At 65.0% G+C, this 14,333-nt stretch carries 12 protein-coding genes; 1 reads left to right on the forward strand and 11 read right to left on the reverse strand.

The window, feature by feature from the left end; translation table 11 throughout:
* Positions 1–6 precede the first annotated feature (6 nt).
* The 11 genes from O0880_RS03575 to O0880_RS03625 form a co-directional block, all read right to left on the reverse strand.
* The gene (locus O0880_RS03575) at positions 7–1,167 is read right to left on the reverse strand and encodes an efflux RND transporter periplasmic adaptor subunit (protein WP_289885110.1); all 1,161 of its coding nucleotides are present in this window, start codon (positions 1,165–1,167) and stop codon (positions 7–9) included.
* Between the two features lie 13 nt (positions 1,168–1,180).
* The gene (locus tag O0880_RS03580) at positions 1,181–2,596 is read right to left on the reverse strand and encodes an efflux transporter outer membrane subunit (RefSeq protein ID WP_289885113.1); all 1,416 of its coding nucleotides are present in this window, start codon (positions 2,594–2,596) and stop codon (positions 1,181–1,183) included.
* Complete coding sequence (locus O0880_RS03585; protein ID WP_289885114.1) at positions 2,593–3,321, reverse strand: CerR family C-terminal domain-containing protein; 729 nt, start codon at positions 3,319–3,321, stop codon at positions 2,593–2,595. The genes O0880_RS03580 and O0880_RS03585 overlap by 4 nt, the downstream gene beginning before the upstream one ends.
* Before the next feature lie 286 nt (positions 3,322–3,607).
* Complete coding sequence (locus O0880_RS03590) at positions 3,608–4,969, reverse strand: response regulator (RefSeq protein ID WP_289885115.1); 1,362 nt, start codon at positions 4,967–4,969, stop codon at positions 3,608–3,610.
* 142 nt (positions 4,970–5,111) lie between these two features.
* Positions 5,112–5,846, reverse strand: coding sequence for a 2OG-Fe dioxygenase family protein (locus O0880_RS03595; RefSeq protein WP_289885116.1), 735 nt, complete (start codon positions 5,844–5,846; stop codon positions 5,112–5,114).
* A gap of 105 nt (positions 5,847–5,951) precedes the next feature.
* Entirely contained in the window at positions 5,952–7,988 is a 2,037-nt protein-coding gene (locus O0880_RS03600; protein WP_289885117.1) for a TonB-dependent receptor, read from the reverse strand.
* Between the two features lie 37 nt (positions 7,989–8,025).
* Entirely contained in the window at positions 8,026–8,511 is a 486-nt protein-coding gene (locus O0880_RS03605; RefSeq protein ID WP_289887283.1) for a DUF6702 family protein, read from the reverse strand.
* Complete coding sequence (locus O0880_RS03610) at positions 8,511–10,883, reverse strand: M1 family metallopeptidase (protein WP_289885119.1); 2,373 nt, start codon at positions 10,881–10,883, stop codon at positions 8,511–8,513. The genes O0880_RS03605 and O0880_RS03610 overlap by 1 nt, the downstream gene beginning before the upstream one ends.
* A gap of 165 nt (positions 10,884–11,048) precedes the next feature.
* Positions 11,049–11,510 (reverse strand): MarR family transcriptional regulator, encoded by a 462-nt coding sequence (locus O0880_RS03615; RefSeq protein ID WP_289885120.1) that lies wholly within the window; start codon positions 11,508–11,510, stop codon positions 11,049–11,051.
* Between the two features lie 101 nt (positions 11,511–11,611).
* On the reverse strand, positions 11,612–12,430 hold the full coding sequence (locus tag O0880_RS03620) for a sugar phosphate isomerase/epimerase (RefSeq protein WP_289885121.1): 819 nt from the start codon (positions 12,428–12,430) through the stop codon (positions 11,612–11,614).
* Positions 12,430–13,269 carry a phytanoyl-CoA dioxygenase family protein gene (locus O0880_RS03625; protein WP_289885123.1) on the reverse strand — a complete coding sequence of 280 codons (840 nt, stop codon included), beginning with the start codon at positions 13,267–13,269 and terminating at the stop codon, positions 12,430–12,432. The genes O0880_RS03620 and O0880_RS03625 overlap by 1 nt, the downstream gene beginning before the upstream one ends.
* Positions 13,270–13,378: 109 nt before the next feature.
* On the opposite strand from O0880_RS03625, the gene O0880_RS03630 reads away from it, so the two are divergent.
* Positions 13,379–14,332 (forward strand): LysR family transcriptional regulator, encoded by a 954-nt coding sequence (locus tag O0880_RS03630; RefSeq protein WP_289885127.1) that lies wholly within the window; start codon positions 13,379–13,381, stop codon positions 14,330–14,332.
* The last annotated feature ends 1 nt before the right edge of the window (position 14,333 follow it).

The raw sequence follows: 14,333 nt of genomic DNA on the forward strand, positions 1-14,333 counted from the left end.
CTTGCCTTACTTTTTCGCCGTGGCCGGCTTGGCCGCTGCCGCGACCGGGGTTTGCACATTGCGTACCAGGTCGCCGTCGTTGAGGAAGCCGGCGCCGCTGACGACGATGGTGGTGTCGGCCGTGATGCCGCCCAGAATTTCGATGCGGTCGCTCAGGCGCCGTCCGGCCTGCACCTTGATCTGGCTGACCCGTTGGTCGGGATTGAGGCGGAACACATAGCTGAAGCCATCGCGCACGGCGATGGCCTGCTGCGGCACGGTCAGCGCGCCCGAGGTGCCCAGTTCAAATGCGCCGCTGGCGTACATGCCGGCCTTGAACGGCGCGTTCGTGCCGGTGCTGGCCGGCAGGTCGACATACACGAGGGCGGAGCGGGTTTGCGGATCGACCGTGGGCGCGATCATGCGCACCTTGCCCGTCAGGATGCTGCCGTTGGCCGCCTTCACCTGCGCCAGCGTGCCCTGTTTCAGATTCAGCAGTTCGGTGGCCGTCACTTCGGCGCGCCACTCGAGGCGCCCCTGGCGGATCAGGCGGAACAGTTCCGTGCCGGCGCCGACCACCGAGCCGACGGTGGCCGAGCGCGAGGAGATGATGCCGCTGTCGGGCGCCACCACCTGCGTGTATTTCAGGCGCAGCTGCTGTTGCGCCAGCTGCGCCTTGCCTGACGCGATGCGGGCGTTGGCCGTCTGTTCGGCCGTCAGGTATTGGCTGATCTGCTGCGCGCTGATGGCGCCCGTGCTTTGCAGCGAGCGGGCGCGCTGCGCGTTGGCCGCCGCCTCGGCCGCATTCGCTTCGGCCTCCAGCACGGCCGCTTTTGCCTGCGCCACGTCGGCGTTCACCGTGTCGTTCGAGAAGACGGCCAGCACCTGGCCTGCGCGCACGACGTCGCCGACATTCACGCGCACTTCCGTCAGGCGCAAGCCGTTCGACTCGCTGCCGATGACGGCTTCCTGCCACGCGGCCACGTTGCCGTTGGCGCTCAGCTTGATGGGCAGGCTGGCCGTCTGCGGCCTTGCCGTGGTGACGGTCAGGGCCGGCTTGGCGGCCGCCTTGTCCTTCGCTTCGTCGGCCGCCGTGGAGGCGGGCGGGTACAGGGCGATGCCGGCGCCCAGCGCGACAAGGACGGCGGCGAGGGCGAGTGCCATGGGTTTCAAGGTCATTTTTTTCATGTTGTCGTATCCGTCAAGGGGCATTGTTGGCGATGGAGGCAGTGCTGTCCCAGCCGCCGCCGGCGGCGCGGTACAGCGCTACCCAGGCGGCGCTGCGTTCGCGCTCCAGATTGACCACGGTGTTTTCGGCGGCCAGGCGCGTGCGGCGCGATTCTTCCAGTTCAATCAGGCTGGCCAGGCCATTTCTGTAGCGGTCTTCGGTGGCGACAAACGAGATGCGGTAGCCTTCCATGGCTGCCCGTGCATGCTCGCTGCGTTCATCCGTGCTGGCCAGATTGACCAGTGCTTCTTCCACTTCGCGCACGGCCTGGCGCACGCCGGCGCGGTATTTCACTACCGCTTCGTCGTAGCGGGCCGTGGCCGCGTCGACTTCGGCGCGGCGACGTCCGGCGTCGAAGATGGGCAGGCTGACGGCCAGCGGGCCGATGCTCCAGGTGCTGGCCGTGATGCTGCTGCCGCCGGAGCGGATATTGCCCTTGCCGATGGAGCCGGCAAGGCTCAGTCGCGGATAGCGCTGCGCCTGCGCGCCGCGCACTTCAAAGCTGGCGGCCGCCACTTCGCGTTCGGCGCTGTAGATGTCGGGGCGCTGGCCCAGCGTCTGTGCCGGCAGCGCGGCAATTGCCACGGGCGAGGGCAGGACGGCGGGGCTGGCAGCCAGTTTCTGGCGCAGCGTCGCTTCCGGCATGGCCGACAACGCCACCAGCGCCTTCACGTCGACGTCGCAGGCGGCGCGCTGTTCGATGGCGCGGCTGGCGCCTTCGGCGGCGCTGGCGCGCGCCAGCGCCGCATTCGCGGGAGGCTGGAAGCCGGCGCCGGCGCTCAGTTCCGTCAGGCGCGACGAGTCGCGGCGCGAGACGGCATCCTGTTCGGCCACGGCTTGCAATTGCTGGCAGGTGCGCAAGGCGTAGTACTGGTTGGCCACTTCGGCCGCCACCGAGACGCGGGCCTCGTGCCAGCCCGCGCGCGCGCTGTCGTAGCGCTCCTGCGCCGCATCGCGCGTGGCGCGGTTGGCGCCGAACACGTCGATTTCCCAGGATGCCTGCAGCGCTGCCTGCGAGGTGGTGCCGCTGGGCTGCAGCGACTGCTGGCTGGTGCGCACCACGCTGCCCGTGGCGTCCAAGGCGGGCGCCAGCGCGGCGCCGCTGGCGACCCTGTCGGCGCGTGCGCGCACGATGCGCGTGCGGGCGGCGGCGATGCTGGGGCTCACTTGCTGGGCATCGGTGATCAATTCCACCAGCAGGGCGTCGCCCTGGCGCTGCCACCAGGTGGACAGGTCGGCCAGGCTGCCGTTATGTGGCAGCGGCGCCTGCCACTGCGCGGGCGCGCTGGCGGCTACGGCGGCGGGCGGCCCCTGCAGGGCGCAGCCGCCCAGGGCCAGCACGATGCCGGCGGCCAGGGTGCGTTGAACGGCTTTGTGACGTATCGTCATGCTGGTCCTTCTGCTTGTCGTTGAACGGTATGGTTTGAGGGTGGGCTGGCGAGGCGCTGGCGTTCCAGGTCGGCCATCGCCAGCGCATAGTCGGTCATGCGCGCCAGCCAGGTGTCGATGGCCTGCGGCGTTGCCAGCAGCTGCGGGCGCAGGGTCTGCAGCACCTCGGTGCCGACCATGTGCTGCAGGGCCAGCGATGCGATGGAAAACGCCAGCCGGTGCATGTCGTCGCTGTCGTCGGGCGCGCCCAGGTGGCGCGCCAGCACGCCGGTCAGCGCTTCGTGTTCGGGGCGGATGTTCTGGTCGATCTCGCGCGCCCACAGGCCAGTCGGTTCCAGCATTTCGCGGCACCACAGGCGCATGCAGTCGCGCGCGATGTCGCCCTGCTGCATGGGGGCGAGCAGCTGCGCATAAAAGCCTTCCAGGCTCTGGCGCAGGGTGAAATGCGGCTGGTCGAACAGGGCGATATTGTCTTGCGGATTCGACGACTGCTGGGCGAAGGCGGCGCGGTACAGGCCCGCCTTGTCGCCGAAATAATAGCTGATGGCGGCCGCGTTCGTGCCGGCCGCCAGCGCCAGTTCGCGCGTCGACGTCTTGGCGTAACCGTGTTCGGCAAACAGGCGGATGGCGCTATGCAGCAAGCGTTCGCGCGACTGCTCGCCATCGGAACGCGGCTTGCGCCCGTCGTCGGCCGGGGCGATGGGGATGGAAGTTTTTTCAATCATGCCGGAGATTTAATCACATATCTCAAACGATTGATATAACTAAATCATTTGATTTAGTTATTGCCGGCAGGGCAGCAGGTTTGCCCGGGCGCCGCCGCGCAAAAAAAAAGCCCGCGTACCTTGCGGCGCGGGCTGAATCCAATGTTCGGAGAACGAATTGGAGGAGACAGTTCTACTATAGTGCCAAAAATGGTGCGGTGCAATACCGTAGAACTACTGTATTCGTGCATTTGATTTTGAGAAAATTATCAATAAAGCAAATTTTCATGTTGCGGCGCACAGAAGGTCAGGCCTTGCTGCGCAGGGCCAGGGTAAACGTGCTGCCGGAGCCGTAGTCGCTGTTGAAGAACAGGGCGCCGCCGATGGCGTTGGCCAGGTTCTGGCACAGGTACAGGCCCAGTCCCGCGCCTTCCACGTGGCGCGTGGAGGTGGAATCGAGCTGCGAGAAGGCCTGGAACAGCTTGGCCTGGTCCTCTTCCTTGATGCCGGCGCCGCTGTCGGCGATGCTCATTTCCGTCACCAGCACGCCGTCTTCCTCGCGCTGGGCCAGGCTGATGCGCACCGTGCCCTGCTCCGTGAACTTGATGGCGTTGTTGAGCAGGTTGATGAGGATTTGCGTCAGCGCGCGGCGGTCCGTGTCGATGATGGCGGGCGGCTGGTCCGCCTCGCCCAGTTCGATTTCCAGTGCCAGGCCTTTTTGCTGCGCCAGCGGGCGCAGGGTGTCGGCCACTTCGGCCATCAGTTCCTGGCAGTGCACGGGCTCGATCGACAGGGTCAGCTTGCCGGCTTCGATCTTTGCCACGTCGAGGATGTCGTTGATCAGCGAGAGCAGATGGCGCGCACTGGCGCGGATGGTGTTCAGTTGCTTGTCCTGGTCGGCCGTCAGCGGGCCGGGCAGTTTCATCAGCAGCGCACCGGTGAAGCCGATGATGGCGTTCAGCGGCGTGCGCAGTTCATGCGACATATTCGCGATGAAGGCCGACTTCATGCGGCTCGCTTCGGCCAGCTCGAGGTTTTTCAGCGCGATTTCGCGGTTGATGGTTTCCAGTTCGGCCGCGTGGTGCGCCAGGCGCATATTCAATTCGATCACCTGGCGTTCGCGCGCCTGCAACTCGCCGTTGACCTGCACCGCCTGCTCATAGGTGGAAATGAGCAGGTCGAGGATTTGCTGGCGTTCCGCATTGATGAAGTGCTTCTGGTCGCCCAGGTACAGCGCGATGCCGATTTCGACGTTCTGGTTCTTGCGCAGCTTCTGGTTCATCAGCATGTGGCTGATGCGGTTGAGCAGGTAGTCTTCCGCGTACGGCTTGCGGATGAAATTGTCGGCGCCGCACTCGATGCCGCGGATGATGTCCTTCGGGTCGTTGAGCGAGGTGACGAGGATGACGGGAATGTCGCGCAGGGTCGGGTCGGACTTGATGGCGCGGCACAGGTCGTAGCCATTCATTTCCGGCATGACGATATCGGACAGCACCAGATGCGGCTTGCGTTCGCGGATGGCGGCCAGGGCCAGCTGGCCGTTGGCGGCCACGCGCGCGTTATAGTGCAGGGACTGGATCAGGCGTCGCAAGCGCTCCGCCTGGGTCGGACTATCCTCGACGATCAGGATCTCGATTTCGTCAGGCTTGATTTGGTTGTTGGAGTCCACAGACCTCTCCTAGAATTCAGTATATTGGATGCTGGACGCAGTGGGCGCGCAATATCGACATCATGTGACTATATCGGATTTAGGTCTGTAAAAGTAACTTCCAAGTAACTATTTTGGCCACAGGGAATGCTGTGGCCGCTTGTTAATTCTCGCCCTGGAATTGACCGGCGCGATACGTCAGCACGAGCGTATCGCGGTGGCCATGTTCGCCCACGGGCTGGATCGGCGTCGACTCGTGGATGACGGCCGCATCGTCGAGCAGCAGCAGCGACCATGGCTCGGTGAGGGTGAAACGCTTGCCGTTGGGGCCTTCCGCCTCGAAGATGCGCGTCTCGCCGCCCTTGATCTGTTCACGCCCGATCAGCAGCACGGCGACGAAGTCGACGCCGTCGCGGTGCGCGCCTTCGGGCGTCGGGCGGCCGATGCCGTCGGTGGTGTCGATGCGGAACTGGTGCGCCTCGATGAACCACGGCTGGCGGCCCTTGACCTGGGAGCAGGCGTCGCCCAGGGCGCGGATCAGCTGCTGCCAGGCCGGCCGCGCGACGATGGCAGGATCGACCGGCTCGAACAGGCGGTGCATGCCGCCGTGCAGGGCGTTGTACTCGACCGGCTGCCAGTGCGGACGGTGCGCCGTTTGCGTCAGGCGATCACCATCCTGCACGAAGCACGAATGGCGCCGGCGCCGATAGCGGCCGCCATCCTTCAGGTAGTTGTCCAGCGCCAGGGTGTCCCAGCTGCCTTCGAGTTCACGCAGCGCCGCCAAGGGGCAGCCGGCCAGCGCGGCCACGTCCTGCGGGCGCAGCACGGCATAGCCGTCGTCGCGCAAGGCGTCCTTGAGACGGGACGGGTCGGTAAAGATCGGTGCGGAAGTGCTCATGGCGGTGCCGGCCGGGATGCGGCCTGTATCAGTTTATCCAGCCTGGCATTCTACGACTTCGCGGCGTTTCCTGTGCAGCGTCCGATAGGAATTATTCCTGTTCACTTAAAAATTCTTTACCAGGGTCAGGCGCAGCGAACGCGACTCTACCGGATGGAAGTGGATATCGTCGACGGGCTGCGCCTCGCCGGGCAGGCGCGAGGCATAGTAGTAGTCGATGGCCGAGTCGCGCCGGTTGGCCAGGTTGAAGCCTTCGAGCTCCACGCGCAAGGTTTTGTCGATCTGGTAGGCGAGGCGCCCGTTCACGCCCACGCTGGCCGAGGAGCGCACGCTGTTGTCCTCGATCAGGGGACGCGGGCCGAAGTAGCGCAGGCGCAGGGAGCCGGACCAGGGCCCTTGCGGCGTCAGCGTCAGCGCCAGCTGGGCCACGCCTTCGATGGCGCCCGGGATGAAGTTGCCGGCCGGGTCGCTGCCGCGCGAGCGGGCGCGCGCATACGCGAGGTCCAGGTCCAGCGACAGCCAGCTGGCCGCCTTGTAGTAACTGGAAAACTCCACGCCATAGCGGCGGCTGGGGCGGCCCGCCTCGGTGGCGCCGGCGTCGCCGATGAACAGCAGCTCGGAGTCGAAGTCCAGGCGGTACAGCGACAGCGACGTTTGCAGGCCGGCGATGGCGGCGCTGCGCAAGCCCAGTTCCAATCCGCGCGAGCGCGCCAGCGGCGTGACCTTGTCGGCCGCCTCGCCGGTTTTCGGGTCGACGGCGATCGTCGTGCCGCGCGCGTCGTTGCTGTGAAAACCATTGCCAATGTTGATATACGCTTCCGTATCGCGCCACGGGCCGGCGATCACGCTCAGGCTGGGACTGAACAAATGGTCGCTGGCCTTGCCCGAATTGTCTGCGCGGTCGCTGCGTACGTCGAAGCGGTAGGCGTCCGCGCGCAGACCGGCCACGGTGCGCAGCCAGGGCGACCAGCGCGTGCTGTTTTCGGCATACACGCCAAGGCTCGATTCGACGATGTGGTCTTGCCGCGTGGTCGACAGGATCTGGCGCTGCCGCGTGTTGTACAGGCCATTGTGGATATTGTCGTTTTGTAGCTGCAGGCCGATGGTGGTGTCGCTGCTGCCCCTGTCCGTGTGGCGGTGCCAGGTGTGGCTGGCATTGACGCCGGCGGTCACGCGCCGGTCCGGCTGGGCGAACTGGTCGCCGTTGTCGGGGTCATCCATCGCATACGTAAAGTTCGAGAACAGGGCCAGGCGATTGGCAATGACATAGGCGCTGACCTTCGACGACATGTCGTCCAGGGTCTGGCGCCAGGCGCCCGACAGGCTGTAGCGCTGCGCCTTGCCGCCATCGCTGGGGTCGACGGCGTCGAAGCGGCCCAGCGTGCCATCCTGCACGGCGCGCAGGGGAATCTGGTCGGTGGCGTTCCAGCTGGCGTCATACGCCATGGCCGTCACATTGAAACCGTTGTTGGCATAGCCTTCGCTGTAGCGCAATACGCCATTGCGCTTGCGGTAGCGGTCCGGCTGCGTGAACGGGCCATCGTTATGCTGCGCTTCGAGCGCGTACAGCAGGCTGCCGCGGCCCGCATCGAACGAGTCGGCCAGCAGTGCGCGGCGAAAGCCGTTCTGTCCGACGCCGACGCTGGCGATGCCTTGCGTCAGGCGGTTCGCATACACGATGGCGGCCGCGCCGGCCGAGGAAAAGTCGCCCTCCGCCGCCGAATACGGTCCCTTCCTGTAATCGAGGCGCATGGCCAGTTCGGGGATCAGGAAGTTCAGGTCCGTCCAGCCCTGGCCGTGGCCGTGGCTGCGCTGGTTGACGGGCATCTCGTCGACGGTGGTGCGCAGGTCGGTGCCGTGGTCGAGGTTGAAGCCGCGCAGGTAAAACTGGTTGGCCTTGCCCTCGCCGCTATGCTGGCTGACGATCAGCCCCGGCACGGCTTCGAGCAATTCGCCGGGGCGGTAGCTGGTGCGCGCTTCAAGCTGTTTTTGCGTGACGCTGCCGGCGTTGGCCGAGTCGGCCACGCCCAGCTGGTTCATGCGCGAACCATCGACCAGCACGCGCTGGAAGATGTCGTCGGCCCGGGCGGCGGTTGCTGAAAACAGGGCGGCGAGGAAGAGGGGCAGGTGGCGTGGCGTCATGGGTCCATGGGTGCGGCGGGGCGTGGCCCCTGCCGGTTTATTTGATCGGCAGCTCGGTGTGCTGGTGGTCGAAGAACAGCGTCTGGATGGCGCCGCCGTCCTGCACGTTGAGGGTGTTGCGCTGGCTGGGCAGGAAGTCGATCAGCAGCTGGTTGTGGATGCGCGTGGCGGGCGCCAGGCGCGTGTGCTCGATCTCCTGGAAGATCACCACGTTGTCGGCATTGACCTTCATGCCGACCCAGTTCAGGCGCAGGCGCTTGCCATCCGCGCCGGTGATATGGAACTGCCTGTCCACGTAGCGGCGCAGCGCCGCCTCGCTGTCTTCCTGGCCCAGGTCGAACTGGCGCTGGTACAGATTCGTCAGCAGCGCTTCCACGTCGTGGCCCGTGTAGGTATGCACCACTTCCGTGCTGCCGCTGGCCGCGTTGTAGCTGATGTCGGCGATGCCCATGTGGAAATTGTGGGCGCCGGCCGCCATGCTGGCGCAGGCCAGCATGGCGGCGGCCAGCACGCGCCAGCGCATCACGCCTCGTCGCCCTTGGCCGAGCCGCCGTTCTTGCCTTTCAACGGCGTATTAAAATCCTGCATCAGGTTATCCCTCGGCGCCTTCTCGCTCTTGAACAGCTCCAGGCGCGATGGCGTGATCTTGCGCGGCCAGGCATTGTTGCTGGTGTCGATATCGGCCGTTTCCCAGTACGGGTCCTGCACCAGGCCCACCATCGGTTCGTCCGTGATGACGACCTTGGTGATTTTTTTCGGCGAGTAGCGCCACACTTCGGCCGGTACGCGCTCGACGTATTTCTTGCCGCTCTTGAGTTCAATTTCCAGTATCAGCGGCATCACCATGCCGCCCAGGTTCGACAGGTCCACCAGGTACAGGTGCTTGCCCTGTTTTAGCAAGTCCTTTTCCCATGGCTCCAGCTTGTCCAGCGCTTCGGCGTAGGCGTTGCGGTCCTTGTTGGTCACCGTGAAATCGTCGTGCTGGTTGTAGAAATCCTTCAGCTCAGGATGCGCGTCGACGCGGCGCGGCATGCCCTTGTTGGCGCGGTCCGTGACGGATTCCGGCTGGGCGCCTTTCTGCGCTTTTTTCCAGGCCTTTTCCGTTTCCGGATTTTTTGAACTCACGCCATATTCGGTGATGCCGTCGATGCTGATGTCGACCGGGTCGGTCGTGTAAAACCAGCCGCGCCAGAACCAGTCCAGGTCCGTGCCGGAAGCGTCTTCCATGGTGCGGAAGAAGTCGGCCGGCGTGGGGCGCTTGAACTTCCAGCGCTGCGCATATTCCTTGAACGCATAGTCGAACAGCTCGCGCCCGAGGATGGTTTCGCGCAGGATGTTCAGGCCCGCCGCCGGCTTGGCGTAGGCGTTGTTGCCGAACTGCAGCAAGGACTCGGAATTGGTCATGATGGGCACCTGGTCGCGGCTACGCATGTAGTCGACGATTTCGCGCGGCTCGCCGCGCGAGGCCGGATAATGCTCTTCCCACGCCTGCTGCGCCAGGTATTGCACGAAGGTGTTCAGGCCCTCGTCCATCCATGTCCACTGGCGCTCGTCCGAGTTGATGATCATCGGGTAGTAGTTATGCCCGACTTCATGGATGATGACGCCGATCAGGCCGTACTTGGTGCGCTTGGAATATGTCAGCGCGCCCGTTTTCTTGTCTTTCACCGGGCGCGGGCCGTTGAAGGAAATCATCGGATACTCCATGCCGCCCACCGGGCCGTTGACGGAGATCGCCGTCGGGTACGGGTAGTCGATGCTGTACTTGTTGTACTGCTCGATGGTGTGCACGATGGCTTGCGTGCTGTATTTTTCCCACAGCGGATTGCCTTCCTTCGGATAGTAGGACATGGCCATCAGCTTGCTGCCGCCCTTGTCGTAGCCCTGCGCATCCCAGATGAACTTGCGGCTCGAGGCCCAGGCGAAGTCGCGCACGTTGGACGCCTTGAAGTGCCACGTCTTTTGCGCGCGGCTGACGGATTTCTCGGCCGCTTCCGCTTCCTTCTGCGTGACGATGATGACGGGTTTGTCGCTGGTGCGGGCTTTCTCCAGGCGCTCGCGCTGTGCGCTGGAGAGCACGTCCTGCGGATTTTGCAGTTCGCCCGTGGAGGCGACGATATGGTCGGCCGGCACCGTCAGCTGCACGTCATAGTCGCCGAATTCCAGCGTGAATTCGCCCGAGCCGAGGAACTGCTTGTGCTGCCAGCCGGCCGCGTCGTAGTAGGCCGCCATGCGGGGGAACCACTGCGCCACTTCGAACAGGGCGTTCTTGTCGTCGAAGACTTCATAGCCGGCGCGCCCGCCCAGCACCTTCTGCTCGTTGATGCGGTAATCCCAGTCGATCTGGAAGGCAAAGTCCTGGCCCGGCTTCAACGGCTGCGGCAAGTCGATGCGCATCATGGTGCGGTTCACTACATATTTCAAAGGCTGGCCATCGGCGCCTTTCAGGGCGCGGATATTGAAGCCGCCCTGGAAGTCGCCGCGCGCCAGCATGCCGCGCAAGCCTTCGAATTTCATGCTGTCCTCGCCCGTCTTGGCCCACGCCTGGCGCGACGGCGCCGTGGTCATGCGGCGGGCGTCGGAATCGGGTTTGTAGATATTCTGGTCCAGCTGCACCCACAGGTAGCCCAGGGTATCGGGCGACTGGTTATGGTAGGTGATGGTGCCGCTGCCGGCGATCTCGCGTTTGGCCTCGTCCAGGGTGGCGCGGATGGTGTAGTCGGCGCGCTGCTGCCAGTAGGCGTGGCCCGGCGCGCCGGAAGCGGTGCGGTAGGTGTTCGGGGTGGGCAGCAATTCCTCGAGCTGGCGGAACTTGTCGTCGAATGGCTCGGCGGCGAAGGCCGAGACGGTAAAGCAGAGAGCCAACGAGGCAACGGAGCCGAAAGGTATGCGCATATTCACCCTGATGTTTTTGTAAGGAAATAGTGGCAACTATTCTATACGCAGGGTGATGGCCGCCTTGTATCGTTTTGTAATAAAGAAAGGCGGATTTTGCGCCAGCTTTTGCCTGGCGCCGTCAGGGTCATGCTTTGCCTGATTTTGCTTGGAAAAACAGCCTGTTTACTCACTTTTCATCAGGCTGTCGCGCAACTGGTTCAGTTGTTGTTTCATGTCCACAACTTGCTCCACGCTGCAGTGGCTGGCCGTCAGGATGGCCTCGGGCAGCAGGGCCGCCTCGTGGCGCAGCTGGTGGCCCTGTTCGGTGAGGGAAATGATGACCTGGCGCTCGTCGCTGGCGGCGCGCGTGCGTGTCAACAGCCCCGATTGCTCCATGCGCTTGAGTAGGGGCGTCAGGGTGGCCGAATCGAGGAACAGGCGCTCGCCCACTTCCGATACCGTCAAGCCGTCGCGCTCCCACAGCACCATCATCACCAGGTATTGCGAATACGTGAGGCCCAGCTTGCGCAGGAGCTTGCGGTACAGCTTGTTCATGGCGAGCGAGGTCGAGTACAGCGCAAAGCACAGCTGGCTGTCCAGGCGCGGCACCTGGTGCAGCGGGTTGGGGGAGGTGGTGGTATCCATGGAGACAGTATATATAGCGCACTACTTAATGACAAGCGTGGCTGGCCTGCACCCACGCACCGGACCCGTGTGGCCCGGCGCGTGGGTGTGGTTTTGGCGAACTAGCGCGCGTAGCGGGCGCGCAGCAGATGCAGCATGGCGACGTTCTGCTGCCAGGCGTCGGCCACGGGCTGCTGCGTCCAGGGCAGGGTTTGCGTGTACGGGGCGGGACCGAATTCCGGCGTAAACGTCATGCGCTCGGCGCCGGCGGCGCGGCGCAGGGCGACGATGGCGTCCCACCACGCCAGGTGGGCGTCGAGGGCCGGCTTGGCTTCCGGCGCGCGGAAGTCGGCCACCTGCGGGCCCTGCGCATGGCCGACGCGCGCGTGCACGTGGCGCACCAGCGGCAGCACTTGCGCCAGGGTCTGCGGCTGGTCTTCCAGCAGGGATTCGCAGGCGCAGCACCAGTGCGACAGGTCCGCCGTCAGCGGCAAGTCGGGATACTGGGCCAGGTAGGGCAGCAGCAGCATCGGGTGGCCGCTGAAGCGGCTGCGGTGGATTTCATGCACGATGGGCACGCCGTGTTTTTCCGAGATGGCGGCGGCCAGCTCGATCAGCTGCGCGTTCTGCGCCGGCGTATAAAAATCCTTGCCCGTGTGCGTGTTGACCAGCACGGGGCGCGCCAGGCAGGCGTTCTCCAGCAGCTCGGCCAGGGCCGCGCGGTGCAGCGCGAAATCGCTGTGGAACACGGTTTCCCATTGCGCGGCGATCAGTTCCAGTCCGGCCCTGGCGATGCGGTCCGTCCATTCCTCGCGCAGGGCCGCGTCCAGCGGCAGCGACATCTCGATGCCGTCGAAGCCGGCCGCCAGCACCTTGTCGATGAAGACGTCGGGTGGCAGGTCGTTATTGCCCCAGTGGGCGGCGAAAACCTGGATGCGCATCAGACGAAGCCCCGCACGGGGAACGATGCATCGCGCTGTATCCAGTTGTGGGCCGCGTATTCGGTCTCGCCATCGGTGGCGTGCAGGGTGTAGGCGTGGCGCGAGACGGGCGAGCGGTTCGGCGCGCTGTAATGGGGCAGCAAGCCATGGAAGCAGACGAGGGCGCCGGCCTTGACTTCGAGCGGCACGGCCGTGCTGTCGTCGGGCCAGGGCATGGCGTCGAGTTTTTCCACGCGCACCTGGTCGCCGTTGCGGATGAAGCGTTCGCGCAGCGGGCCGCGGTGGCCGCCCGGTTCCGCCCACAGGCAGCCGTTTTCCAGGGTGGCGTCTTCCAGCGCGAACCAGAAGGTGGTCACGCTGACCGGCGTGGTCTCGAAGTACGTGGCGTCCTGGTGCCAGCGCACTTCGCCGCCGATGCCGGGCTGCTTGAAGATGTACATCGATTGCCATACCTGCGCGTCCGCCAGGCCCAGGTCGCGCGCCACTTCGGCCAGCTTCGGGTCGGCCGAAAAGGCGCGGAAGACGGGGTCCAGGTCATGCATGGCGTGGCCGATCTTGTTGATCGACAGGGACTTGGCTTGCTTCAGCTGGCCGTCCGCGCCGAATGCCTCTTCCTCGAAGAAGCAGCGGATGGTGTTGTCGGAAGCGAGGAAATAATCGTTGGTGTTCTTCGCCTGGTCGCGCGTGGTGAAGATGGACTGGCTGACGCTGGGATCGAATTCGTTGACAATCTGCTCGGCGCGCGCGCGCAGGGCGGCGATTGCGTCCGCGCCCTTGAAATCGGGCAGGATGAGGTAGCCGTCGCGTTGGTACTGTTCTTGTTGTTCGATCGTTAGCATGGCGGCGGCTCCGGAGGTGTATGGAAAACGCCATTGTAGGTGGCTGCTGGCGGGCAAACAATCGGCCAACGGTTGACAGATTGTCGCTCAAACGATGACAATCTTTGACATGGATCAATTAAAAGCGATGGAAATCTTTGTCGAAGTGGCGCGCCAGCGCAGCTTCACCGTGGCTGGCCAGCGCCTGGGCCTGACGCGCGCCATGGTCAGCAAGACCATCATGCAGCTCGAGGAACGCTTGCACGCGCGCCTGCTGCACCGCTCCACGCGCGAAGTGAGCCTGACGGACGCGGGGCGCGCCTACCTGGCGCCGTGCATGGCCACCGTCAGCCAGGCGCAGGAGGCGGCGCGCATGGTGGCGCACGTGGCGCAAGCGGGCGCTGGATTGGCCGGGCCGCTGCGCATCCAGGCGCCGTCGAGTTTTGGCAGCGCCTGGCTGGCCGACGCCGTCGCGCGTTTCAGCCTGCTGCACCCGCAGGTGCAGGCCGAACTGTTTGTCGATGACGCGCTGCTCGACCCGATACGCCACGGCTTCGATCTGACCATCCGCGTGGGCGGCATCCCCGACAGCAGCGCGCTGGCCATGCGCCCGCTGGCGCCGTGCCGCGCCGTGCTGTGCGCCAGCCCCGCCTATCTGGCGCAATGGGGCGTGCCGCAGGCGCCGCAGGATTTACTGAGGCACCAGTGCCTGCATTTCAGCCACCTGACCGATGGCACGAACTGGCATTTCCAGAAGGGAGAAGGGGAGCGGCGCGAGGAGGTGAGCGTGCGCGTGCAGGCGGGTTTCACGGCAAATAACGGCCTGGTGCTGCACCAGGCGGCGCAGCGCGGGCTTGGCATCGTCTACAGCACCACCTTCCTCGCCTGGCGCAACCTGCTCGACGGCAGCCTGCTGCCCGTGCTATCGGGCTGGGACCTGCCGCTCAATCACCTGAGCGCCCTGTATCCGGCCAGCCGCCAGCCATCGCCCAAGGTGCGCGCGCTGATCGATTTCCTGGTGGCCGAATACCAGCCCGTGCCGCCGTGGGACCGCGAGCTGGCAGCGGCCGGATTTTTCAGTTGAA

The organism is Janthinobacterium sp. SUN118 (assembly GCF_030397695.1).
GTDB lineage: Bacteria > Pseudomonadota > Gammaproteobacteria > Burkholderiales > Burkholderiaceae_D > Janthinobacterium.